This window comes from Variovorax durovernensis (genome assembly GCF_977011995.1).
On record NZ_CDRNCW010000001.1, the window covers coordinates 3761164 to 3784994 of the forward strand.

The following is a 23831-nucleotide window of genomic DNA, read 5'->3' on the forward strand; positions in this document are numbered from 1 at the left end:
CCTCGACAAGAAGAGACAGACATGACAAAAGAACCCAGCAGAGAAGAGCTCTCCAAAGCCCTCACCGCGGCAACAAAGAGGCATATCGCCCCGATCTTTCGCGTCAACCCGGTGAAGGTCGCGATTCACGGCACAAAGGGAGCAATTCAGGATCAGGGAACGATCACTTTCGTGAAGTATCAAGGTAAATGCTTTGGCCTGACTAACGGGCACGTCATCGGTGATGTCGACCGGCCTCGAGCAGATGCAGCCTTCATGCTCGCTCTCGACAAGCACACGCCACTGCCGGGACGGCTCATCTTTTCGTCAACTCCTAGGGACACAGACTTCCCTTTCGATCTTGCCGTCTTTCTTCTTGACGAGGAGAGCATCACACGAGGAGGGAAACTCTTCGTCGATCTTACGAATGAATCGTGCCCCATTTTGGAGTCGGCGAAATATCTAGCGGTCGGCTACCCTGGTGTACTAAGAACAGAGAACAACACGCAATCAGTTCATCCAATATTCCACATAGTCGTAACATCCGTGCTTTCTTCTGATCGAAAGCTTGTGTTCCACGACGAAGTTCCCGCGTCCGCATTTGAGATGCGTTTCGGAGGAATTTCTGGGGGAGCAATTTTCGACATCCGAGATGGTGACAACTATTCGATCGCCGGCATCATTTTCGAAGGGCGCGGCCATGACGATGAAGTCGATGAGCGTGGTAGCGCGACCGACATCTGGGTATATGGAGTGCCGCTAGACACCCGATTCATTGACCGATTGCTGGATCACGTTTCCGCTGCGGGAGGCACTTTAGATCTGCAGAAGTTGTCATGGCAAGTGAACATCACCATTGACGACAATGATCATTCGCCCACCCAGTAGGAAGCATGACCCCGCCTGCCGTTACGGCTTTATGAAACCGCGCTACGGTCCTGTTGTCTGAGCCAATATTCGTTTTTGTCCACGATGCAGGAGTAGCCAGCGTCGGAAACGAGGGCTTCCGGCGCTGCAAATTGCTGCCCGAAAGATCAACCGTGCCGAATGGGCTTCCCGGCTCCAACTTCACGGCTATGCACAATTTGACTGACCACTGAATCTGCCCATTGCTGTATGCGGCCTTCAAGTTCTTCCCGCCGCGGGCAGCCAAGCGCCTGTCGCGAGGTGTGCGTGACTTTAGCGACGACTGCTTGGAGCCCGAACAGCGACTGGCATTCCGCGACGGCAACATGGGCTAGGACGCCGCAAGCGATCACGAACTGCAGCGAACGAACCTCCTGAAATAGACGAGCGATGTTCTCTGCCGAGGTGACCTCTTCCTCCGTTGGTACCGAGCGCCCGGTCTTGGCCCGATACTCGACTCGCGACCATGCGTTTGTGATCAGATAGTTGTTGCGCGTTTTGTCGGGAAAGGTGTGTTGATTTCCATCCAGAAGTGACCCACTTGGCCCGGTGATTTCCATCTAAATCTGACCCACGTGATAACCCTAACCTGCTGCTTTTAGCAGCAGGAGCACAGGAGTGATTGACGTGGCGACACTGAGTGTCATCAGGCGTTGGGCACTGCGAGAGCAACTGTCCATCCGAGAGATAGCCCGGCGCACGGGCTTGTCTCGCAACACCATCCGCAAGTACCTTCGCGAGGGCGAGGCGGCGCCCAGCTACGCGAAGCGCATCAGCCCGAGCAAGCTCGACGCGTTCGCCGAGAAGCTCGGCGGCTGGCTCAAGAGCGAGGCGTCTAAGTCACGCAAGCAGCGGCGCACGCTCAAGCAGATGCACGCCGATCTGGTGGCGCTGGGCTACCAGGGCTCCTACAACCGCGTGGCGGCCTTTGCACGAGCGTGGCATGCGCATCTCCACGAGGTCCAGCAGACGACCGGGCGCGGCACCTTCGTGCCTCTGGCCTTCGGTCCCGGCGAGGCATTCCAGTTCGACTGGAGCGAGGACTGGGCCGTCATCGCTGGTGAACGCACCAAGCTGCAGGTGGCGCACTTCAAGCTCAGCCACAGCCGTGCGTTCATCGTGCGCGCCTACCTGTTGCAGACCCACGAGATGCTGTTCGATGCGCACAACCGGGCCTTCGAGGTACTCGGGGGCGTGCCTCGGCGCGGCATCTACGACAACATGAAGACCGCCGTGGACAAGGTACGCCGCGGCAAGGAGCGCGACATCAACGCGCGCTTCAGCGCCATGGTCAGTCACTACCTGTTCGAGGCCGAGTTCTGCAACCCGGCCTCGGGCTGGGAGAAGGGCCAGGTCGAGAAGAACGTGCGTGATGCGCGCCACCGGTTGTGGCAACCTGTGCCGGCGTTCGCCACGCTGGCGCTGCTCAACGACTGGCTGGAGGACCGCTGCAAGGCGCTGTGGGGCGAGATCGTCCACGGCAAGCTGCCAGGGACCGTAGCCGATGTCTGGGCGCAGGAACGGCCACTACTGTTGCAGATCCCCAGACCCTTCGATGGTTTCGTGGAACACACCAAGCGCGTCTCGCCCACCTGCCTGGTGCACTTCGAGCGCAACCGTTACAGCGTTCCGGCCTCCTACGCGAACCGGCCAGTGAGCCTGCGCGTGTACGCCGAACGCCTCGTCGTGGCGGCCGAGGGCCAGATCGTGTGCGAGCACACGCGCATCATTGACCGTCGCCACGACACCGCAGGTCAGACCGTCTACGACTGGAGGCACTACCTGGCAGTGCTGCAACGCAAGCCAGGAGCGCTCAGGAACGGAGCGCCCTTCAGCGAGCTGCCGCAGGGCTTCCGGCGGCTGCAGGCCGCGCTGCTGAAGCAGCCAGGCGGAGACCGCGAGATGGTGGAGATCCTGGCGCTGGTGCTGCACCACGACGAGCAGGCAGTGCTGACCGCGGTCGAACTGGCGCTGGAAGCCGGCGTGGCCAGCAAGACTCATGTGCTGAATGTGCTGCACCGACTGCTCGATGCCAAGCCCATTGCGCCGGCGCCTGTCACGGCACCGCAGGCACTGCGCCTGATGAACGAGCCGAAGGCCGATGTGCTGCGCTACGACACGCTCCGGGGGCGTGCCAGCGCTGCTGGCGGCCTGCGCGGGCCGCTGAACTCCAAGTCGAGTAGCCAGGAGGTGCGCCATGCGACATGACCCTGCCAGCGGCGCCATCGTGATCATGCTGCGCGAACTCAAGATGCACGGCATGGCCCAGGCCGTCGCGGAGCTGGCCGAGCAGGGATCGCCGGCCTTCGAGGCGGCCCAACCGATGCTCTCGCAGTTGCTAAAGGCAGAGACAGCCGAGCGGGAGGTACGCTCGGTGGCCTACCAGTTGAAGCTCGCTCGCTTCCCAGCCTATCGCGATCTCGCTGGCTTCGACTTCGCCAACAGCGAGGTCAACGAGGCGCTGGTGCGTCAGCTACACCGATGCGAGTTCATGGACGATGCGCAGAACGTGGTGCTCGTGGGCGGTCCGGGCACCGGCAAGACCCACATCGCCACGGCGCTGGGCGTGCAGGCCATCGAGCACCAACACCGCCGGGTGCGCTTCTTCTCGACGGTAGAACTGGTCAACGCACTCGAGCAAGAGAAGGCCAGTGGCAATCCCGGCCACATCGCGCACCGACTGATGTACGCGGACATGGTGGTGCTCGATGAACTGGGCTACCTGCCGTTCAGCGCATCAGGTGGCGCGCTGTTGTTCCATCTGCTGTCCAAACTCTACGAACGCACGAGCGTGGTGATCACAACCAACTTGAGCTTCAGCGAGTGGGCCAGCGTCTTCGGCGACGCGAAGATGACGACGGCGTTGCTGGACCGGCTCACGCATCACTGCCATATTCTGGAGACCGGAAACGACAGCTTCCGCTTCAAGCACAGCTCGGCTCAACCCGTTCAAGCAGTCCAACCTAAAAAGGAGAAAGCCAAGAACTTATCCACACCGTGAGCCGGCTGGCTCGCAAAGAGGGTGGGTCAATATTCGATGGAAATCGCGGGTCAGGATTCCATGGAACTCAACAGAAGTGCTTCTGGCTTGGGCAGGAAAAGATACAGACTTTCAACCACGGGATTCTTTGTCAGGTCGATCGCAATGCGCCTGTCCATGCGCGCTGGGAGCATGGCCTTCTCGAAGAGACGACTAAGAAACTCCTGGACCTCACCCACCGCCCCCCAGAAGCGAGCATCCCCGCCTTGCCTCTTCCACGGGGGACGCTTCAGGGAAAACAGGACGCTGTCAAGTCCATCAATCTGCAGGTGCTCCCGGAGAAACTCCCGATCCCCCTCACCGCCACTGCTCGCGCTCATGAAGAACGCTATGAGCGCAAACTGTCCATGTAGGGTCTGAGCGTAGAAGAGCCTGCGAAGACTATTGGGGTCCGCGATGCGGGTGCTGCCGCGTTGCTCCGCCGACTTGATGATCCAGTTGTAGTAGCGCTCCCGATGCTTCTCGAAGATCACCGCCAGCCGGTCGCTCGGGCCTGAATAGTAGCCAAATACGAAGCCCGGTCGATACAGCGGCCGGCCGTCGACATCGTCGGCCATGAAGCGCTTTCTAGGGAGCTCGGTGTATTCACCGCCTCCATGGGCTTTTACCAAGAATCGCGGAAACTGGTCGCGTTCGGCGTGGACTTCAACATCGTGATCTCGGCATTGATAGCGAATCTGGTAGGTGAACGGCGCTTCAATATCGAGGTCGAGATTCCTGAAGATGAGCGACAGCGCTTCGATCAAGTTCGATTTTCCAGCGCCGTTTTCGCCCACCAAAACTGTGTACGGTGACTTTTCATCAAAATTGATATGAAGGTCACGCAGGTTCTTGAACTCTCCGATGGTGACTTGGTCAAGGCGCATCGGCGATTCCCTCCAGCATTGCGTTCTCGGTATCACTGCCGAGTTGCCTGATCGTGTGATCGAGTTCGGCGCGAAGGGCAAGATAGAACAACTCGACTTGCTCGGGCTCATCACGGTCGTAGCCGGCCAGCGCAAAGAGTTCTGGCAAGGCAAGCGGGCGCCCCGCTTTCTTCAAGACCTCGCTTAGCTTTGCTGCAGTTTTGGTTGCGCTCGCTGCGCCAGACTTTCTCTTCATTGCGCCTCCTTTCAATGCCTTATCTTGTTTTCCCGTGGGTATCGGTCCGGTGATCTCCGCGGGTTCTCCGAGCCGGGCAAGCATGTCGGCGGCCGTCTCATCGGCAGGATCCTGAGTGACCAATTCGCCGGCCACTGCAGCCGCAAGCAACTCGCGCTCCATTTCAGGCAAGCGACCCATCGATGAACGCACCGCACTCACCTGATCGCGAACTGCATCCATGCGCTGGCGCGCTTCCTTGACAATGGCCTTCTGCTCCTCGATGGGCGGCACAGGAAAAGGCATTGAACGGAAGCGCTCCAGTCCGAGATTTGCGATGTTCGTGGAACCCCTGGCAAGACTGCGGAATTTCCCAGCATGAAGGTAGTGGAGAAAGACGAGCAGCGCGAACTCAGGGTTTACTGCCGGACTCGCGCGAAAGCGAATCAGGTGATTCTGAAAGCATGCGCCAGCGACCTGGTCGCGGAACATAGCTGGACGCCCAACGAGTTCCAGACTTTGTCCTTCATTCAAAAGAATGTCGCCGTGTTCAAGTACATATGTTTCGTACTCGTCAGGAGTGAAGTTCATTTCGTGAACTTCGCTGGTGTCAATGTGATCCTCAAGCACATTTGCAACACGCAGATATGGCCTCAGGTTCTCGCCCCGATGATGTTCGGGAGAGCGTTGCCGGCCTAGGCGTGCAACACCAGCCTCGTCTACGCGAACCCATACCCAAGCGGGAGGAAGAGCTGGAAGATTGCCGTCCGATGGCGGGCTGGACTGCTCAGTACGATCGAAAAGAGAGTTTTGCCGACTGTCGGTTCGTTGAGTCAGTTTCTTCCGCGACTTTGCAATCTCTTTGCCGCTTTCACCCGCAGCGCGTGTCGAGACCGCCAATTCGCCACATGCGGCGGCCGCTAGGATTTCCTTACGCTGAGCTTGGAGATGATCCAGTGCGCTACGCAGATGGGCTTCTGCATCACGGATTTCTCGAATCCTGTCTTCGACGGCATTCGCAATGCGCTTCTGTTCCTCCAAAGGCGGAAGTGGGAATGCGAGCCCAGCAAACCGACTAGCACCCAGATGCTGTATGCCCACGCCTCGTGCGAGACGTCCGAACGTGCCGGATGCGGCGTAGTGCCTGAAAACCGTTAACGCATACTCGGGCGTAGCTGCATGAGGTCGAAACCTGATGACCGTGTTCTGGTAGCAGCACTCAGCAATTTCACCGCTCCAAAGTGCTGCTCGACCGACCTGGCTCGAACTGCCGGAGGCTTCTGTGAGAAGAATGTCCCCGACCTGCAGCCCGAGTACGACTTTTTCAGCTGGCGTGAAATCCATCTCCAGGATGTCGGTCAAATCCAAGCCACCTGGCTTGATGTTCGCCGCTCGAAGGTACTTCGTGGCATGTTGCCCAGTGTGCTTATCTGGGGAGCGTTGACGTCCTAATCGAACTGCTCCGGCCGCGTCCACTCTTACCGACGCCCAGCCCGACGGAAGCTTGGTGCTACTCGCGCTCATTGGTTTCCCCGCTTTGTGTTTCCTTCGATGCCTCTTGTGGTCAGGCCAACCTCCGCCTGCTCCATATTGGTGGAATCCGCAGACACGTGACCGGCGTTTGCCGCCCGTAACAGTTCGTAGCTCTCGATGGAAAGTACAACGACGACAGTCCGACCGTGTTTCTCAATGGCAACCGGCTCGGCGCGCGCCATGTCGATCAACTTGCCAAAGGAATTTTTCGCATCGCGAGCTGACATGGACTGCATCGCAGAGTCTCTTGGCCTTAAAAGAGCTATTTTAGCCATTATCTGACCGTGCAGCCAAGCCAGGGAGCTACTCTACGGCGGCCCATGTCAGAAACCATGATAGACTTCTGATACAGGTCCGACCATGAATTCCCTGCCCGAATCCATACTGCTGCATGCCCGTTCCCTATCTGAGGGAGGCGTGCTGTCGCCCAAGGAGTTCTTGCACCTCGGCAGCCGAGCTGCAGTCGATCAGGCGCTGTCGCGGCTTACCAAAGAAGGGCATTTGCTGCGCATTGCGCGTGGAACCTATGTCACGCCGGTGTCCAGCCGGTTTGGCACGCGTGCGCCAGCGCCTGACAAGGTGGTGCAGGCGTTGGCGGCGCAAAGTGGCGAGGTCGTGACGCCCCACGGCGCCAACGCGGCTAACGCTCTGGGTCTGACGCAACAGGTGCCGATTCGCGAGGTCTATCTGACCTCGGGGCGCACTCGCAAGCTCAAGCTTGGGAAATCCGAAGTGATCGTCAAGCACGCGCCGCGTTGGATGCTCGCCCTAGGCGCTGGCCAAGCAGGGTCTGCTGTGCGAGCACTGGCTTGGATGGGACCGACTCATGTGCGCGAATCGTTGAACTCCCTGCGGCGGACACTGCCGCCCGCCGAGTGGCGGACGCTGACATCGGCGCGTGCTGCTTTGCCGTCCTGGATGGCAAGGGCCATCGGCGAAGAGGCACTTCGTGTCTGAACACTACTTCGCCCTCAGCAAGCAGGATCAGGGCGAAGTGCTTGAGCAGGCCCGGGAAAAGACCGGCCGGCCCACGCACCTCCTGGAGAAGGATGTGTGGGTAGTCTGGACGCTCGGCGCGCTGTTCGAATCGTCGCTCGCTGCCGACCTCACCTTTAAGGGCGGTACGTCACTCTCGAAGGTCTACAAGATCATCGATCGCTTCTCCGAAGACATCGACCTCACCTACGACATCCGCAAACTGATCGCTGACCTCACCGGCGGCGAAGACTTTCTGCCGGCAAGCCGCAGCCAAGCGAGCAAATGGACCAAAGCTGTTCGCGACCGTCTTCCCGAATGGATCACCAGCGAAGTGCAGCCGCGCCTTCAGGCAGCGCTGGAGCGGGAGCAGTTGGCGACAAGGCTGGAAATCGGCGGGGCAGAGCACGACAAGCTTCTGCTGCACTACCCGGCGATCAAGCAAGGCACCGGCTACGTATCACCCGTCGTAACGTTGGAGTTCGGCGGCCGGGCGACCGGAGAACCACACCAAGTGTTACCTGTCGCGTGCGATATGGACGGCCGCGTCAATGGTGTGACATTCCCCGTTGCATCTCCCCAGGTGATGAGCGTCGCGCGGACATTCTGGGAAAAGGCCACCGCGACCCATGTCTACTGTGCCCAAGGACGCATTCGAGGCGAGCGCTACGCGCGACACTGGCACGACCTGGCTGCAATCATGCGCAGCCCGCACTTCGGCAGCGTCATCGGCGACCGTGCCGTTGCCCGCGCCGTCGCCGAGCACAAGTCCTACTTCTTCAGCGAGAAGGACGCTGACGGGAATGTCATCGACTATGCCACCGCAGTGGAAGGCGCGCTACAAATCGTTCCCGAAGGCGCCGCTCGAGAAGCGCTTGCATCCGACTACGCCAGAATGCTCGAGGACCAGATCATGGTCGGCGATGCCCTGCCCTTCGAACAGCTGATGCACGCGTGCGCGGAAGTGACAACGCGGGTCAACATCGCCGCCAAGCCCGCTGGAGAAAGGCAAAAGCCATGATCGGATCGAGAACACGACATTCGCTCGCGCAGTTCCTGGAACTTCAACAGCCGGCCACCTCCATTGTGTTGCTCAGCAAGTACGGCATAGAACACCTCTCGCTATCTCCGGGACTATTGCTGTATGAACTTCTGAACGCGGTGCGCGACCTAGATGAACGCACGCTGATGCTTGTTGTTGCCGAAGTCGTGGCTACCCAGGGAGACTTGCGTGCTCGGGTCAATCCGAAGCATCGCTTCGACGAGCGCATGCATGACCTGAAGCAGTGCCTTCTATTGGACGGTTACGCTGTCGAGAGCGGAAAGTTGGTTCAGATCGATCCGTCGATCACCGATGCCGCACCGCTTGAAGATGACTTGATTACGGCGCTACAGGCCTCAGGCACGCCACGCACGCAGGAAATCATCGGCAAGATCGGCGACTCGGCTCAGGCGTTTCGCGCGACCCCGCCTGACTACAACGCGGCGCTGGTGAATGCACGCGTGGCCCTGGAGACATTGGCCGTCGACGTAGCTGCTGACGTGGCATCGCGCTTGCCCAGTCCCGCCACGTACAACGTATCGAAGTGGGGCGAAGTGCTGGCGTTTTTGCGCAGCAGCGGAGAGGTCACCGTCGAAGAAGAAAAAGGGCTAGCCGGGGTGTTCGGATTTTTGAGTCCTGGTGCTCATCGCCCAGTGGGAATCCCAGAGGACCAGATGACACGCTTGGGTCGTTCGTTTGCACTCAACATGTGCTGGTTCTTGCTCAAAAACCGTCTCGCGCAACAGTAGTCGCCTGAGACCCAGAGCGCTGGTGGCCCCATCCACGCGCCTTTAACCGCCTCCCATGCGTCCTTGCTGAAACGCCCTTTCCCTAGAACGTTGTTCACTCCCAAGGCGATATTTACTGGGAGCCATGCGTCTCGGCATGCAGCCGCCGGGCTCGCGGGCTGCGCCCCGCGCTTCGTGCCGAATCGCGGCCATCCGGCTTTGATCCCTGACGCCTCCGGCCGCATCTGCGATCCAGCCTGCGCGCTTCGCTTGCCCCATGCGATGGAGGGTGGTGGCTAGGCTGCTGTTCCCTTCACCGTATCACGCCGTTCTCGTCGTCAAGGTCTGCGCGCCCTGCCCTGCCCTGCGGTTGCGCGCTTGCGTCCTAGCGGCCGTCTTCGAACCCTGACCACTGCGCTGCGCCGTGCTGGTACCGGTCTCGGGCAATCCCGCCCGATTCACGGAGCCGACGATGGCGCACGATCTCTTCTCTTTCGATTCTTCCGTTCTCCTGGTTCGCGATGTCGCGGGCGACTACCGGCCGGCCGATGCCGGCGAGGTGCTGCAGGCCGCGCAGCGGCTGCTGGGACAGCAGTTGCAGGGGCGCGAGGTGCTGTCGTCGCCGCAGGTGGTGCGCGACTTCCTGCGGGTCAAGCTTGGGGCGTTGGAGCACGAGGTGTTTGCCGTGTTGATGCTCGATGCGCAGAACCGGCTGATCGAATACGTCGAACTGTTCCGCGGCACGGTGAGCCAGGCGTCGGTCTATCCGCGGGAGGTTGTCAAGGAATCACTGGCGCGCAATGCGGCGGCGCTGGTCCTGGTGCACAACCATCCGTCAGGGGTTGCTGAGCCGTCGCGGGCCGATGAGCACCTGACGCAAACGTTGAAGGCTGCGCTGGCGCTGGTGGACGTGCGCGTGCTGGACCACCTGATCGTCGCTGGCTGCGACGTGCTCAGCTTTGCGGAGCGCGGGCTGCTGTGACACAAAGGGCCTGCGGGCCCTTTGATTCTTTCGTCATCGTGCGCGCTGCGCGCGTGGCAGGGATTCTCCAGGGGACTGGCTGGCGCCGATCCCCGCCGCGCGGGCTTGGCGCCCCTCGATACCGCCGACCAGGCAGCGCCTGATCGGCCAGCGCATGGTGCCGATGCGCGCTACGCGTTTGTTCACCTCCAGCTAGGCGTGCCTGCGGCATGCGGGGGCGCTCGCCGCGCGGCCCTGGGTTCGTCGCGCCCCTGGCCGTTGGCCGGGTTTCCGTCTTTCCCTCCTTCATCGCTGATCCCGCGACCGTAGCCGCCGGGGCCTGGCCGTCAAGGCGCACAGGGCCGTGTCCTCGCCTTCGGCTGCGGGCCGCACCAACCCTGCGCTTGTTTCCTTGACGGCCAGGCCCCGCCGGCCCGGTCTTTCGCGGGCGATGAACTCAGGAAAGACGGCGGCAACGGCGACCAGCCCAGGTCACTGCGCCGAACCCACCGAAGCCAACACCGGGCTCCGAATCTTGGAATCCGGCTGGGGTGGGAAACCACAGGAGAGCCGCGCATGCAGACACCGACACCTTGAACCCCCTCCCTCTTTTTCTTCCTTCACTTTCAACGTCCCAGTGCGGGACAGGAGATTTCAATATGAACACCGCTACCCTTCACGAAACCACCGCTGTCGCCGCCGCTGTCGCAGCCGTCACGGCTGCGCAGGAACTGCTGCTGATTCCGCTGTCCAGGCTGCGGCCTTCCAGCCGCAACGTGCGCAAGAGCGGCGGCACGTCAATACCCGAGCTCGCGGCCAGCATCGCCCGCGTCGGCTTGCTACAAAACCTCAACGTGGTGCTGGCCGCCGATGGCGACTACTACGAGGTCGTAGCGGGTCGCCGTCGCCTCGCCGCGCTCAAGCTGCTGGTCAAGCGGCGCAAGCTCGCCAAGGACTTCGAGGTGCCCTGCTTGCTGGGGTCCGATGCGGCGGCACGCACCGTGAGCCTGACCGAGAACGTGCAGCGCGAAGCCATGCACCCGGCCGACCAGTTCGAGGCCTTTGCCGATCTGGTGGCCGAGGGACGCCCCATCGAGGACATTGCCGCCGACTTCGGCGTGACGCCCTTGGTGGTGCAGCGGCGCTTGAGGCTCGCCAATGTCTCGCCGCGCCTGCTGGGCGATTACCGGAATGGCGCCGTCACGCTGGAGCAGTTGATGGCGCTTGCCATCACCGACGACCATGCGGCGCAGGAGGCGGCGTTCTATGAATCGCCGAAGTGGCAGCGCAGCCCGGAGGCGCTGCGCGACCACCTCACGCACGAAGAGATCGACGCGGGCCGCGATGCGCTCGCGAAGTTTGTGGGCGTTGAGGTCTACGAGCAGGCTGGCGGGGCTGTGCGGCGCGACCTATTCGCGGACGAGCAGAACGGCATCTTCCTCACGGATGCAGCGCTGCTGGAGTCGCTGACGAAGGAAAGGCTCATGCCGGTGGCTGAGCAGGTGCAGGCCGAGGGTTGGGGTTGGGTGGACGTGGCGCCGCGTGCCACCTACGCGGACCTGCACCAGTTCCAGCGGATGCGCAGCAAGCGGCGCGAGCCGAGCAATGCCGAAGCCAAGCGCATCGCCAAGCTCGAAGCGCAGCAACGCAAGCTGCAAGACCGCCTGGACGACGAGAACGATGACATGACGGACGAGCAGGCGCAGGCCATGCATGACGAGATGGACAGCCTGGGCAATGAGCTGGAAGCCTTCGAGCGCACGCTGGTGGTCTATCCGCCGCGCGGGATGGCGACGGGCGGGGCCGTGGTGTCACTCGACCACATGGGCGGCGTGATCGTGCATCGCGGGCTGCTGCGCGAGGAACATGCCAAGGCGTTGCGGGAGCAGGAACGCGACGGGCACAGTGCGGATGACGAAGCCGAAGACGGCAGCGGGCGGCAGGAGGCCAAGCTCACCATTTCGGAGAAGCTCGTGAAGCGCCTGAGTGCCCATCGCACCGCCGCCCTGCAGGCCGAGGTCGCCCGGCATCCGCATGTGGCGCTGGTGGCCGTGGTACACCGGCTTGCGTTACGCGTCATCCATGACGCGCACTACGGTTCGCCCATCAATATCACCGCCAACCCGCAGGACCGTCTGGAGCAATACGCGCCGGACGTGGCCGAGGGACCGGCTGCGGTAGGCACGCGACAGGTGCGGGAGGCTTGGGGCAAGCGCCTGCCCAGCGACCCGGATGCGCTGTTCGCCGAGTTGCAGGCAATGCCACAGCAGGAACTGCTGTCGCTGCTGGCAGTGTGCGTGGGCTTCACGGTGACCGCCATCGCTTCGCGTGAGGACGAAGCCCCGGCCGCTGCGCTGGCGCAAGCCGTCGGGCTGGACATGCACGCGTGGTGGACGCCGACCGCAGCGGGCTACTTCGATCACGTTTCCAAGGCCAAGGCACTGGAAGGGTTGCAGGCCTTCGCACCCGGTGAAGTGAACCGGCTCGGCAAGCTCAAGAAGGCGCAGATTTCTAGCGAGGCCGAGCGGCTTGCAGCGGGCACGGGCTGGCTCCCTGCGATGTTCCGCGCCCCAGAGGTAATACCGGCCGACGTTGCAAGCGCTGAACTGATTGCTGAGGGGCAGGCCGATGCCGAAAACCACGAGGACGCGCACGCAACGGCGTGATCCTTATGACTCCCCGGCCGCGATGCCGGGGATCAAGAAATTGGCGCGACGCGCGCGGCAGACCTGCCGCGCGCGTTTTGACTTCCGGAACGCACAAGCCCAATGCTCCCTGCGTGCCTCCCTACGCCAGTGCTCGCTGCGGTGGGTTGGGAATGCCTGCCGGACACGGGAGCATCGAACAGCACCGGTCGCCCGCTTTCAGCGCGCTGATCGAGCCTTCACAACCGCACCCGGATACCCATGAACCACCAAGGCGTCAGCGAGATATTCTTTGAAGAGTCCTACACCGTGCCAGCGGACCAGACGGCGAAGTCGCTTTTCGCGCGGCTTCCGCACGGAAGCGGGTATGCGGAGCGACTGATCGAATGTCTTGCCACCGGCTACCTGGTGGCGGTGGTCGAATCCATTTGCATTCGTGAGATGCAGCAGCACGTCGATGCCGTCGCCGAAGTGGTGGTCGGCCGTTCGATCCGTATCGACCATCGAGGGCCGATCCCACCCGGGTCCCCCCTGCGACTGCGCGGATGGCTTGAACGGCTGGGGGACCGGAGCGCGACATTCCGCGTTCAGGCCCACGATGCGCACGAGGTCGTCTGCGAAGCCACTGTCACGCTGGTGGCTGTCCAGCGGGCACAGATGGAGTTGCGCATCGCGACAAAGGTTTTGGCACTCCAATGCCCTGAAACCTAGAAATGCGCGCCCCGCCAGTGGCGGTGCGCGGACACGACGCAACTTGCTGCGCTCGAATGTCGTGCGAGCCGTCCTGAATGAAGCGGGCGAACAGTCCGCCAGACGACGGTGGCTCACCGAGAGCGTTCCGATGCGCAGCTTCTTCCACGCCACAATTGCCGATCCATTGGCAGCGCCGATGCGGTCGGATCGTTCCTCCCTTTTCGTTGCGCGGCTGACATGGACTGGGATCGCTTCGGAGGAGTGCCGGAAACGCTGTTGCGGCGGAGTCGGTGCTGAGGCCATGGTCCTTTCGGTACAGCATCACACCCACAGCGGCCTTGTATTTGCCGTGAATCCTGGCGAGGGCACGGCGGCGCTGCACTTCGTTTCGCGCCGCCTCGGGCTTGTTCGCCGCAACCGTCCACCCCGACAAATTTCCCCGACCTGCGGTCTTCCTCGCGAGGCAAATTTCTCGGGCCTCCCGGTCCTGCGCTGCGCTGCGGCCCCTCCGCTTCGCTGCGGGATGCGGCGCGCCCGGACCCTCACCCATCGGATCACGCCAAGGCCGCGATGGGCGCGACCTGGTCAACTTCAAAAGGACTTCATCATGGCCAACATCGGCACCTTCACCGCACAGAACGACAGCTACACCGGCACGGTTCGCACCCTGACGCTCAACGTCAAGGTCAAGATCGTGCCCAACGACAAGGAGAGCGAGAACGCTCCTGACTACCGCATCGTCGCCGGCAACTTCGAGATCGGCGCGGCGTGGAAGAAGCTTAGCCGGGCCGAACGCCCCTACCTCTCGGTGACCCTGGATGATCCGTCGTTCCCGGCAACGATCTACGCCCGCCTGGTCGAAGGCGAAGACGGCGCGCACAACCTGATCTGGTCGCGCAGCAAGGGCGACTGAGCGTCGCCCTCGGCGCCCCGCCACCGGCGGGGCGATTTTCTTCTGCCACTTCGCTACTTCAACAGGTCGGGCAGGCAGTCGGCGAACGCAGGCTGGATCTTGCTCATGGGCTTGGCGACCGCTTCATCCCATGTCAGGACCGCCAAGGTCATGGCGGTCATCGTGAGCAATCCATTGGAATTGCGCAGGATCTGCAGGGCCAGGTGGACCGGGAAGCCCTCGGACTGGCGGCGCAGCGGATGGATGCCGCCATGTACAAAGGAGTTCAGGGAATGCCAGGACACGTCCTTGAAGTGCGCCAGCATCTGATGCGCGGCCGCGGGCATGTGCGGTCCGACACGTTTGCCGATCTGCTCGATCATCTCGCTGGCCGAGGGGAGATTCTTCGCGGCCTGCTCGCTCTGCAGGGTCAGCGGTGCATTGAGCTTCTCGATCGCCAGATCGCTGGCGGCATATTGCAGCCACATGGCGCGGGTCAAGGCCTCGAACTGCAGCCGCATCAAGCCGACCGCCGACGTGGCCAATCCCATTGCCATCAAGGCACGCAGGCTGAGACCGTGCTCGAGCGCGACGGAGCACATGCCAAAGGCAGCCTCGCCACGAGGCGAAGGATCGAACTCGGCGCCGTCGAGCAGGTGCAGCAGGGCTTCGTGCAGCTCGTCCGACCGACGGAGCATCACTTCCAGGGCATCGTCGGAGGTTTCTTGTTGGGGGGCGGCCATACAGGCATCGTATTCGTTCGGTGCTGCTTAAACCCGTCCGTAGATCGGCACAGGCTGGTACCTGACTAGCGGCTTTGCGGATGTTCCCAAATGAGTACACCCGTATCTGCGTCTGCTCGCCAATCCGCTTTTACGGCTTTGCGCTTCCACGGTTCAACGGCGATTCGTGAAGGCGGCTTTGCGCTTCGGAGGGTTTGTTGAATGCCGGATCGCCGGCTCTACGACTCTCCACATATCCGTCATCCAGCCCAAGCGTTTTTGTGCGTCTCCGGCGATGCCGGCCGCGCTGTCGTGCTGCGCATCGAGCCGCCGGTGGCGTCTCGGCCCTTCGGGCTTTCATCGCTGACGCCTTCGCGCCAGTCGGCGCTGCGCGCTGCGCTTGCCAAGTCAGGTGTGGGCGCTGGTGGGCGGGCTGGCTTGCTGTTCTCTTCACCGTATCACGCCGTTCTCACCGTCAAGGTCTGCGCGTGCCTTGCACGCTGGCGGCCTCGCGGCCGTCTGTCGAACCCTGACGGCTGCGCTGCGCCGTGCTGCTTCCGGTCTCGGGCAATCCCGCCCTGATTCCTTCCAAGGAGAAGACCATGACGAAACTCATCACGGACGAGCAACGCGCGCAGCTGCTGGCCAACGGCCGGCAGTCCCTCGAACAGGAAAACTTCGATCCCGCGCCGGTGGTCAAGCTGTTCACACCGGACGCCGGTGCTACCTGGCTGCTGGCAGAGATTGACCCGGACGACCATGACCATGCGTTCGGGCTGTGCGACCTGGGTTTGGGCTACCCTGAGTTGGGGTGGGTCAGCCTGGCGGAAATCGCAACTGTGCGCGGCCGGCTCGGGCTTCCCATTGAACGGGACTTGCACTTCGCGGCGCAGAAACGCTTGGGCACCTATGCGCGAGAGGCACGTCTCGCCGGTCGAATCGTGGCCTAGCTACGCCGAATTGGCCGCCGGCGACGGTCGGCGGCCGATCTCGTCTTAACCCTCTTCCTTGGGCAGACGTGCTTCGGTTTCCAGCATCAGTTCGCCAGCGCTACGGCCCAACGCTCGCGCGATCTTCAGGATCATGGCCAAGGTCGGCATGTGCTCGCCACGCTCGATCTTGCCCATGTGCGAACGCTCGATGCCAGCCTGGTGCGCCAGGGTTTCCTGGGCAACACCATCTTCGGTGCGCAAGGCGCGCACCGCATCTCCGAATGCCCGTGCAGGGCCTGCCTCAAATGTCGTCGCGCCGGTCGGCCGCCCGCGCTGTATTCCCTGCTTCTGCATGAACAGAAGCGTTACGTTTTAAAGCAATTAAAACCACGTTATCTTTAACTCATAAAATGCCCGCTTGTCGTGACTTCGGCGGCGCAGCTGCCTTTGCTGCAGCACTCCATCTGCCGCTTACCCGACTTGCACAGTTCTATCTGAAAGCTATATTCGTATTCCTCCCGGCGATAACGATGACATTCCTAACCGACGAACAGCGCCTTCGAATGCTGGCCAACGGCGCCGCGCGTACGCGTGGCGAAACCATTGACCCGCTGCCCGTGGTCAAGCTCTACACGCTCGACGCTGGAGCAGTCTGGTTGCTGACCGAGCTCGATGCCGACGAGGATCAAGCCTTTGGGCTGTGCGATGCCGGCACCGGGAGCCCTGAGCTGGGGCAAGTCAGCCTCTCGGCCCTCGAAGGCGTCCGCGGCCCGCGCGGCATGCGCATCGTGGCTGATCCACACTTCAAGCCGCGCCAGCCAATCTCTGGCTATCTGGCAGACGCACAACGGGACGGGTCGATCAACGACTGACCGATCGCAGGTAGTCGCCGATGGCGCGATGCAGTGTCGCTTCGAAAGCGAGCCTGTGCGCCCTTCCCTGTGGCAGGTTTCTTCTTCCAAGGAGGATTCCTGTGACCAAGCTCAACCCCGAAGATCTGCCTGGCGCCCCGTGGGCGCTCACCGCCGCCTATCTGTACGTGCTGGACCTTGACGACTCAGGCGTCGCATGGGAGTACCTGCGCCGCCACCCAAGCTACGGACTGGAATGGGCACGTCGCAGGCGCGTCGTGTCCTTCGCCCGCTGGGGCTTGCGATGTCGCCGAAGATCCAGGTCTCGACGGGCGCTCTGCGCGTCCGATGTGGCTGTCCTTCCAGGACGGATTGCTGCAGGTGCGGGCCGCGCATGGCCACGACGCCGCAGCCCACCGTTTCGACTTGTGGCGCATTCCCGGCCGCAAACGCCTGGCGCTTGACGGCCCGGACCTGTCGCTCACTGCCGACCTCAGCGCACGGCGCATGCGCTTGTCGCTGTCGGGCACCGTGGCTGATGGCGCCGCCTATGTGAGCGCAGTGCCGCTGACGCCGCGCCTGCGGGGCCAGCTCGATGCCTTCCATGCGCAGGCACTGGCCCTGGAAGGCCATGCGCCTCGCGTCGATCCTGCGCGGGCGGTCACCCGCGCCGCGCTGCTGCATCTGCGCGCTCTGCAGGCGCTCGATGCCGCGCAGGCGGGCGCATCGCACCGGGATATCGCCCAGGCCTTGTTCGGTCTGGAAGCCGTCATCCTGCGCTGGCACGAAGACGGCGAGCTGCGCGCACAGGTGCGTCACCTGCTGCGTCGGGCAGAGGCGTACATGACTGGCGGCTATCTGGCCCTGGCCGGTGTATCGCACGCCGCAGCAAAGCACCCCGGGGACGAACCGGTGCGCTGAATCTCTCCCTGCCTTGATTGGGCCTGATTTCCGAGACTGCCTCCATCGGGCCGCGAACGGTTTGCGGCCCATCGACAGCGATGGAGTCCGTCATGGCTTTTGGCAGTTCGTTTCCTTCCCGCACGGCCGCAGCGGCTGCGCCGCAGCCTGCTGCGGTTCCGGCTGCGCCGGTCAATCCCGAGTTCCTCACGACCGACGAGGCGGGCGCCTTTCTGCGCCTGTCGCCGCGGACGCTGGAGAAGCAGCGTGTGCTCGGCGGCGGTCCGCGCTTTCGCAAATTCGGTGCGCGCGTGGTCTACGCCGCCACCGATCTGCGCGCGTGGGCCGACAGCCACACCTACGGCATGACCTCGGATCCGGGCTACGTGCAGCGCGACTCCGTCCGCTGACAGACTTTGGGCAACGCCGCATGTCCAAGCGCATGAGCGAACGCGAACAGCTCTCGCTGTTCCGCGCGCTGCCGCACGACGGCATGGCGCTGCGTGATGCGCAGGACCTGATGGCCTACCCCTTCTTTTCGCTGGCAAAGTCGCCGCGCATCGTGCCGATCCGCTTCGAGGCTGGTGGCATTTCGCTCACCGTAGAGGGCGTGCCCGAGCACGGCATCGCCACCATCTGGGACGCCGACGTGCTGATCTGGGCAGCCAGCCAGATCATCCAGGCCAAGAAAGAAGGCATCCCGCCTTCGCGGCTGATGGTGGCTACGCCCCACGAGATCCTGCGCTTTGCGCAGCGGGGCACCGGTCGCAGCGACTACCTCGCGCTGCGCGCCGCGCTGGACCGCCTGCAGTCCACCACCGTCGCCACCACGCTGCGCCAGCGCGAGCGCCCAAACGGCGGCAAACGGGTGCACCGCTTCTCGTGGATCAACGAGTGGAAGGAGTACATCCGGCCGGATGGACGCTCCGACGGCATCGAGCTGATCCTGGCCGACTGGTTCTTCACCGGCGTGATGGAAGAAGCGCTCGTACTCACGCTTGATCCCACGTATTTCCGGCTTTCAGGCGGCATCGAACGCTGGCTGTACCGGCTTGTGCGAAAGCACGGCGGGCGGCAGCCCAATGGCTGGCGCTTCGAGATGCGGCACCTGTATTTGAAGTCCGGCGCGCTCCAGCGCTCGCGCGACTTCGCCGCCCACGTGCGCGGCCTGACACTGCGCCAGGCGCTGCCGGGCTATCGCTTGTCCGTCGAACGCACGGGCGGAATCGAGTGGTTGGCCTTCCACCCTTGCATCGACAACTCCCCGAAAAGCGACTTATCCACTCCTGGTGTCGACCGGGACTTATCCACAGCTTCTGTTGAAGAACCTGTGGATTTCATGGGGACGAGCTCGGTGGATCACCGGCGCGCGACTCGGGTGATCACCGGCGCAAACATCGGTGGATCACCGGCGCAAAACGTCCCGCAGCCCGCGCCCAGTAAAGGTTTCGGGCCTCCCTAAACATCTAAAGGGATACATAAATGGAAGTCACGCGCGCGCGAACCGAAGCTGCCCAAAAAGCGGGCAGCGCCTCACAGGAGGCAGTCCGAACATCCGAAAACCGCTTGCCAGGAAGACAAGACCGGCCCGGCAAGGTGATCGCGTTGCTCAACCAGAAAGGCGGCGCGGGCAAGACCACGCTCGCCACGCATCTGGCCGGCGAACTGGCGATGGCGGGAAGCCGCGTGACGCTGCTCGACGCCGATCCGCAGGGCTCGGCCCTTGACTGGGCGCAACGGCGCCTTCAAAACGGCCAGGGACGGCTCTACGGCGTGTTCGGACTGGCCCGGGACTCGCTGCACCAGGAGGCGCCGCAGATCGCTCTGGAGGCGGATTACGTGGTGATCGACGGGCCGCCCCGCGTGGCGGCCCTTGCGCGCTCCGCGCTGCTGGCCGCTGACCTGGTGCTGATCCCCGTCCAGCCCAGCGCCTACGACGTGTGGGCCAGCCACGAGATGGTGACGCTCATCGCCGAAGCCCGGGTGTTCAGGCCGCAGCTTCGCGCGGCCTTCGTGATCAACCGGCGCGTGGTCGGCACGGTGATCGGCCGCGAAGCGCGCGCCGCCCTGGCCGATCAGCCCTTTGCCGCGCTGCGGACCGAAGTCTCGCAGCGCATCGTGTTCGCGGACAGCGTGGCCGCCGGCCGGCTCGCATGCGAGGCCGCGCCGAAGTGCGCCGCCGCGCGCGAGATCGCGGCGCTGGCGCAGGCAGTGCAGGAGTTGCTGCGATGACAGGTTCAGTGTCATCCTCAACGCCGAAGCGGGCATCCATCGGCCGCAAACCTGCCGCCGACCCGGCATCGACCTGGGTGCGCCAGGCCGATGCACCGGAGAACGTCGCGAAGGCATCGATCTTCACCGCGCGCCTCACCATCGACGTGACGCCGGCGCTGCGGGGCCGCATCAAGGTGATGGCCTTCGAACGTGGCGTCACGGCGGCCGAGATGCTGCGCGAGCTGCTGGAGCGCGAGTACGACGGAGGCCAGTCATGACGCAGCCGTCGCCCATTGCCGCGCAGACCTGGCCCCACGCAGCGCTGCCGCCCCGGCCTGCCCCTATGCGCGTCTCGCTCGCCTTCGTCGAGCATCGCGTGAACGTCTGGCTGCGCTTCGGCCAGCCGGTGCGCGAGACGGTGCTTGACCGCTGGCGGCGCGTGGCAATCTTCGAGCCCGGCGCGGTGTGCTGCCGCGTCAAATGGATCGGCAACGACTACGGCACGGCGCTTTGGCAGCTCATGGTGCTGCAGGCACCGATGCCGTTCGATGGTGCACAGCGCATCGCCGGCGTGGTGCCGGGCGCGCGCATCCTGCTGCGCGCCGATGGCGAGCCTCAGGTCAAGGCGGTGCTCGAAAAGATTGACGCCGTCGAAACGCTGGACATCGAACCGGCTACTGTTGCCGCCACGTACTGGCACACCGTCGGCAACCGGCTGGCTGCGCGCCAGCCGCTGCCGGACTACACCAGCGAGCGTCATGCGGCGCATCTTGCGCGCGGGGCGCTGCGATGAGCCGGCGGGTGCTTTTTGCCGCCATCGGCATCGGCCTGGCTGCGCTGTGCGCGCCGGCCTTCATGCCGATGTCGCTGCATGAACGAGTGTTTCTGGTTTACAACCCGACCGACAGCGTTCCACGCGGCTGGTACCAGGTCGGCAGCATCGGCAGCGCAGCTGCACTAGACGTCGGCAGCGTCGTGCTCGCCAGGCTTCCTGTCGACGTGGCGGCCTTCGCAGCACAACGCAGCTACCTGCCGAGCGGTGTGCCGATCCTCAAGCGTATCGGCGCCATTTCACCGCAGTCGGTGTGCGTTCGAGAACAGGTCGTGCTGATTGATGGCGCAGTGGCAGCGACCGCACGCACGCATGACGGTGCGCGCCGGCCGCTGCACGCTTGGCAGCATTGCCGCCCCCTCGCCAGCGGCGAACTTTTCCTGCTCAGCGACACGAGCCCGGCATCATTCGACAGCCGCTACTTCGGTCCAATTGCCACGTCTGCCGTGCTGGGCATCGCGCGGCCGCTGTGGACCTGGAACCCACCATGAGGTCTGCCTCTTCGCATCACCCAACAGGCCACCGGACTGCAGCCGGGCATGCGCATGCGCTGCACTCCGTCGTGCAGGGAGCCCGCCGCCAGCGTGCAGCGCGCGCTGCGTCGCCGCTGCCCCTCGAGCAGCGCTGCGCAGCCGGTGCGCGGCTGGCGGCAGCTCGGAGCCGGGAGAGGATGCGGAAGGCGAAATCGCCGGGGTTCAGGGAGGGCCAGATAAAGGGGGCGGCACGCCGTGCTCCCGAAAGCCAGTCTGCACGTGGGTTGGCGGCGGCACCGCGAGGAATTTCGCGGATGCCTTGCCGACACGGGAACCCGCATGGCTGCGGCGTTTGCCGTGTGCCGTTTGCGATAGCGTGCGCCGTAGTGCGCTGGGGGCTTCGCCATGGCCGGACGTGACGATGATCGTTTTCGCGTCAAGCCCGCGGCGCCGAAATCGCGTGCTGGGCCGGACTCGCAGCGCTTCGTTTCTCAGGTGCTCAGGGAGATGTCGAAGGCCAGTGCGAAGCGGTCCGGCAAGAACATCGGCCGGCCTGCAAACACGTTCGGCCGAGGGCGTGTTGCAGCCAGCATGGCCGGCCAGCACTTGGGTGCCAACGCCCGGCGCGTCATCATCAAGAGCCGCTTTGTCGTGCTCCAGCGCGTCAGTCCAAACTCCGTCGCTGTCCACCTGCGCTACATCGAACGCGATGGCGTCACGCGCGATGGGCAGAAGGGGCAGTCCTACGGGCAGGACACCGATGCGGCGGACCTCAAGGCATTCCAGGAACGCGGCCAGGGCGACCGCCACCAGTTCCGCTTCATCGTCTCGCCCGAGGACGGGGTGGAACTGGAAGACCTCAAGCGATTCACCCGCCAGCTCATGCGCCGCATGGAGATCGACCTGGAGACCCGGCTGGACTGGGTGGCCGTCGATCACTGGGACACGGACAACCCGCACACCCACATTGTGTTGAACGGGCGGACCGCCAGCAAGGAGGATCTGGTGATTGCGCCGGACTACATGTCCCACGGCATGCGTATGCGAGCCAGTGAAATCGCCACCGAGTGGCTGGGGCCGCGCACGGAAGCGGAGATGCGACAGAGCCTGCTGCGCGAGGTGGACCAGCAGCGGCTGACCGGCCTTGATCGGGCGTTAATCCGGCAGGCAGGTGCGGACGGCATCGACCTCACGGGCAATCCATCGGATCGGCAGCGCCAAAACGTTCTGCGCGCGCGGCTGCAGCGGCTTGAAGGGATGGGGCTGGCCGAGCGGGTGGATGCGAACCGATGGAAACTGCAACCAGGCATGTCGGCCACGCTCAACGCCATGGGCGAACGCAAGGACGCGCTGGACACGATGCGCCGTGCCCTGAAGGGCCAGCAGCGCGAACTGGTGGTGCATGACGCCGATGTCGCCAACGCCGTGCCCGTCGTCGGCCGCGTCGCCGGCAAGGGGCTGGCCGACGAACTGAACGACCGTGGCTACCTGGTGGTCGATGGCATCGATGGCCGGGCGCACTACCTGAAGCTTCCGGCTGGTTCCGACCTGGCAAAACTCCCTATGCATGCCATCGTGGAGGCCAAGCCACCGGGGCAGGAGAAGGCGGTGGACCGCAACATCCTGACGGCATCGAAAGACGGCATCTACAGCACCACCAGTCACCTGGAGCAGCTCAGGCATGCCGGAGGTCGTGATCCGCAGGCAACTGTCGTTGCTCACGTGCGCCGGTTGGAAACCCTGCGTCGCGCTGGTGTAGTGGAGCGCATCGCCGATGGCGTTTGGAAGATTCCGAACGACCTGAGGCAGAGAGCGCAGCAGCACGATGCACGGAAGACTGCGGGCCGGGTGATCGAGTTACGCTCGCATCTGCCGATCGAGCAGCAGGTGCGCGCCAACGGGGCGACCTGGCTGGACCGGAATCTGTTAGTCGATGACGGCGTGGCGAACCAGGGCTTCGGCGCGCAGGTTAGCGACGCAATGCAATCCCGCGTGGACTTCCTCGCCGAGCAGGGGCTGGCGGAACGCAGAGGCCAGCGTGTGGTCCTCGCGCGGAACCTGCTGGTGACTTTGCGCGACCGCGAACTGACAATCGCTGGCAAGTTACTGCAAGACCAGACTGCCCGAGCCTACCGGCCGCTGCAGGACGGCCAGCAGGCCAGCGGTGTCTACAGCCGGTCCATTCAACTAACCAGCGGCCGCTTCGCACTGTTGGATGACGGGTTGGGCTTCAGCCTAGTGCCATGGAGGCCGATAGTCGAGCGCCGACTGGGGCATCAGGTCTCAGCGACCATTCGAGGTCAGTCCGTTAACTGGCAGTTGGAGCGCGGCCGACACATTTCCCGCTGATGCAACACTCGTTCGTTTTCAGTCTTGAGGGAGGTATCCGACTATTCGGCCCACCTTGCCAACTCGATGGCTCTGAGAGGCGCA

The 23831-nt window shown here is 63.5% G+C and carries 26 protein-coding genes and 1 pseudogene; 21 read left to right on the plus strand and 6 right to left on the minus strand.

Features of this window, described 5'->3' with window-relative positions; translation table 11 throughout:
• Positions 1–21: 21 nt before the first annotated feature.
• Positions 22–867 carry a hypothetical protein gene (locus ACWV14_RS17835; protein ID WP_454902886.1) on the plus strand — a complete coding sequence of 282 codons (846 nt, stop codon included), beginning with the start codon at positions 22–24 and terminating at the stop codon, positions 865–867.
• A 146-nt stretch (positions 868–1013) separates the two neighbouring features.
• Here the strand turns inward: ACWV14_RS17835 and ACWV14_RS17840 are convergent, their stop codons facing one another.
• The gene (locus ACWV14_RS17840) at positions 1014–1445 is read right to left on the minus strand and encodes a hypothetical protein (RefSeq protein ID WP_454902887.1); all 432 of its coding nucleotides are present in this window, start codon (positions 1443–1445) and stop codon (positions 1014–1016) included.
• 58 nt (positions 1446–1503) lie between these two features.
• Between ACWV14_RS17840 and istA the strand changes: the two genes are divergently transcribed.
• Complete coding sequence (gene istA / locus ACWV14_RS17845) at positions 1504–3093, plus strand: IS21 family transposase (RefSeq protein ID WP_454901620.1); 1590 nt, start codon at positions 1504–1506, stop codon at positions 3091–3093.
• On the plus strand, positions 3083–3886 hold the full coding sequence (gene istB / locus ACWV14_RS17850) for an IS21-like element helper ATPase IstB (protein WP_454901618.1): 804 nt from the start codon (positions 3083–3085) through the stop codon (positions 3884–3886). Before istA ends, istB begins: the two co-directional genes overlap by 11 nt.
• A gap of 50 nt (positions 3887–3936) precedes the next feature.
• Here the strand turns inward: istB and ACWV14_RS17855 are convergent, their stop codons facing one another.
• From ACWV14_RS17855 to ACWV14_RS17865, 3 genes are all read right to left on the minus strand, one after another.
• Positions 3937–4791, minus strand: a complete 855-nt coding sequence (locus ACWV14_RS17855; protein WP_454902888.1) for an AAA family ATPase — start codon at positions 4789–4791, stop codon at positions 3937–3939.
• Positions 4781–6367 carry a restriction endonuclease subunit S gene (locus tag ACWV14_RS17860; RefSeq protein ID WP_454902889.1) on the minus strand — a complete coding sequence of 529 codons (1587 nt, stop codon included), beginning with the start codon at positions 6365–6367 and terminating at the stop codon, positions 4781–4783. Before ACWV14_RS17860 ends, ACWV14_RS17855 begins: the two co-directional genes overlap by 11 nt.
• 158 nt (positions 6368–6525) lie before the next feature.
• Positions 6526–6774, minus strand: a complete 249-nt coding sequence (locus ACWV14_RS17865) for a type II toxin-antitoxin system Phd/YefM family antitoxin (RefSeq protein WP_454902890.1) — start codon at positions 6772–6774, stop codon at positions 6526–6528.
• 124 nt (positions 6775–6898) lie between these two features.
• Here ACWV14_RS17865 and ACWV14_RS17870 point away from each other — a divergent pair, with 124 nt between their 5' ends.
• The 7 genes from ACWV14_RS17870 to ACWV14_RS17900 all read left to right on the plus strand — a co-directional run bounded on the left by ACWV14_RS17870 (position 6899) and on the right by ACWV14_RS17900 (position 14495).
• Positions 6899–7495: a DUF6088 family protein gene (locus tag ACWV14_RS17870; RefSeq protein WP_454902891.1), complete on the plus strand. Its 597-nt coding sequence runs from the start codon at positions 6899–6901 to the stop codon at positions 7493–7495.
• Positions 7488–8534, plus strand: a complete 1047-nt coding sequence (locus ACWV14_RS17875; protein WP_454902892.1) for a nucleotidyl transferase AbiEii/AbiGii toxin family protein — start codon at positions 7488–7490, stop codon at positions 8532–8534. The genes ACWV14_RS17870 and ACWV14_RS17875 overlap by 8 nt, the downstream gene beginning before the upstream one ends.
• A complete protein-coding gene (locus ACWV14_RS17880; protein ID WP_454902893.1) occupies positions 8531–9304 on the plus strand; it encodes a hypothetical protein in 774 nt (257 codons plus the stop codon). Before ACWV14_RS17875 ends, ACWV14_RS17880 begins: the two co-directional genes overlap by 4 nt.
• Positions 9305–9755: 451 nt before the next feature.
• On the plus strand, positions 9756–10265 hold the full coding sequence (gene radC, locus ACWV14_RS17885) for a RadC family protein (RefSeq protein ID WP_454902894.1): 510 nt from the start codon (positions 9756–9758) through the stop codon (positions 10263–10265).
• 638 nt (positions 10266–10903) lie between these two features.
• Positions 10904–12910, plus strand: coding sequence for a ParB/RepB/Spo0J family partition protein (locus tag ACWV14_RS17890; protein ID WP_454902895.1), 2007 nt, complete (start codon positions 10904–10906; stop codon positions 12908–12910).
• 240 nt (positions 12911–13150) lie between these two features.
• Positions 13151–13600 (plus strand): thioesterase family protein, encoded by a 450-nt coding sequence (locus ACWV14_RS17895; RefSeq protein ID WP_454902896.1) that lies wholly within the window; start codon positions 13151–13153, stop codon positions 13598–13600.
• 589 nt (positions 13601–14189) lie between these two features.
• Complete coding sequence (locus ACWV14_RS17900; protein WP_076196773.1) at positions 14190–14495, plus strand: DUF736 domain-containing protein; 306 nt, start codon at positions 14190–14192, stop codon at positions 14493–14495.
• 53 nt (positions 14496–14548) lie between these two features.
• Here ACWV14_RS17900 and ACWV14_RS17905 read toward each other — a convergent pair whose 3' ends face one another.
• Positions 14549–15217, minus strand: a complete 669-nt coding sequence (locus ACWV14_RS17905) for a DUF6988 family protein (RefSeq protein ID WP_454902897.1) — start codon at positions 15215–15217, stop codon at positions 14549–14551.
• Between the two features lie 581 nt (positions 15218–15798).
• On the opposite strand from ACWV14_RS17905, the gene ACWV14_RS17910 reads away from it, so the two are divergent.
• The gene (locus ACWV14_RS17910; protein ID WP_454902898.1) at positions 15799–16146 is read left to right on the plus strand and encodes a DUF2958 domain-containing protein; all 348 of its coding nucleotides are present in this window, start codon (positions 15799–15801) and stop codon (positions 16144–16146) included.
• 45 nt (positions 16147–16191) lie between these two features.
• Here ACWV14_RS17910 and ACWV14_RS17915 read toward each other — a convergent pair whose 3' ends face one another.
• Positions 16192–16482: a helix-turn-helix domain-containing protein gene (locus ACWV14_RS17915; protein ID WP_093303043.1), complete on the minus strand. Its 291-nt coding sequence runs from the start codon at positions 16480–16482 to the stop codon at positions 16192–16194.
• A gap of 176 nt (positions 16483–16658) precedes the next feature.
• Here ACWV14_RS17915 and ACWV14_RS17920 point away from each other — a divergent pair, with 176 nt between their 5' ends.
• From ACWV14_RS17920 to ACWV14_RS17965, 10 genes and pseudogenes are all read left to right on the plus strand, one after another.
• A complete protein-coding gene (locus tag ACWV14_RS17920) occupies positions 16659–17000 on the plus strand; it encodes a DUF2958 domain-containing protein (protein ID WP_454902899.1) in 342 nt (113 codons plus the stop codon).
• A 20-nt stretch (positions 17001–17020) separates the two neighbouring features.
• Positions 17021–17443 carry a transcriptional regulator domain-containing protein gene (locus tag ACWV14_RS17925; RefSeq protein WP_454902900.1) on the plus strand — a complete coding sequence of 141 codons (423 nt, stop codon included), beginning with the start codon at positions 17021–17023 and terminating at the stop codon, positions 17441–17443.
• A complete protein-coding gene (locus tag ACWV14_RS17930; protein ID WP_454902901.1) occupies positions 17328–17900 on the plus strand; it encodes a DNA -binding domain-containing protein in 573 nt (190 codons plus the stop codon). The genes ACWV14_RS17925 and ACWV14_RS17930 overlap by 116 nt, the downstream gene beginning before the upstream one ends.
• A 92-nt stretch (positions 17901–17992) precedes the next feature.
• Positions 17993–18289, plus strand: coding sequence for a helix-turn-helix transcriptional regulator (locus ACWV14_RS17935; protein ID WP_454902902.1), 297 nt, complete (start codon positions 17993–17995; stop codon positions 18287–18289).
• Between the two features lie 20 nt (positions 18290–18309).
• Positions 18310–19128 (plus strand): annotated as a pseudogene (locus ACWV14_RS17940) (replication initiator protein A); the annotation flags it as partial.
• 233 nt (positions 19129–19361) lie between these two features.
• Positions 19362–20111 (plus strand): ParA family partition ATPase, encoded by a 750-nt coding sequence (parA, locus tag ACWV14_RS17945; RefSeq protein WP_454902903.1) that lies wholly within the window; start codon positions 19362–19364, stop codon positions 20109–20111.
• Positions 20108–20371, plus strand: a complete 264-nt coding sequence (locus ACWV14_RS17950; RefSeq protein ID WP_454902904.1) for a ribbon-helix-helix protein — start codon at positions 20108–20110, stop codon at positions 20369–20371. The genes parA and ACWV14_RS17950 overlap by 4 nt, the downstream gene beginning before the upstream one ends.
• Positions 20368–20886: a DUF2840 domain-containing protein gene (locus ACWV14_RS17955; RefSeq protein ID WP_454902905.1), complete on the plus strand. Its 519-nt coding sequence runs from the start codon at positions 20368–20370 to the stop codon at positions 20884–20886. Before ACWV14_RS17950 ends, ACWV14_RS17955 begins: the two co-directional genes overlap by 4 nt.
• A complete protein-coding gene (locus ACWV14_RS17960; protein ID WP_454902906.1) occupies positions 20883–21416 on the plus strand; it encodes a S26 family signal peptidase in 534 nt (177 codons plus the stop codon). The genes ACWV14_RS17955 and ACWV14_RS17960 overlap by 4 nt, the downstream gene beginning before the upstream one ends.
• Positions 21417–21803: 387 nt before the next feature.
• Positions 21804–23747: a DUF3363 domain-containing protein gene (locus tag ACWV14_RS17965; RefSeq protein ID WP_454902907.1), complete on the plus strand. Its 1944-nt coding sequence runs from the start codon at positions 21804–21806 to the stop codon at positions 23745–23747.
• Positions 23748–23831 lie beyond the last annotated feature (84 nt).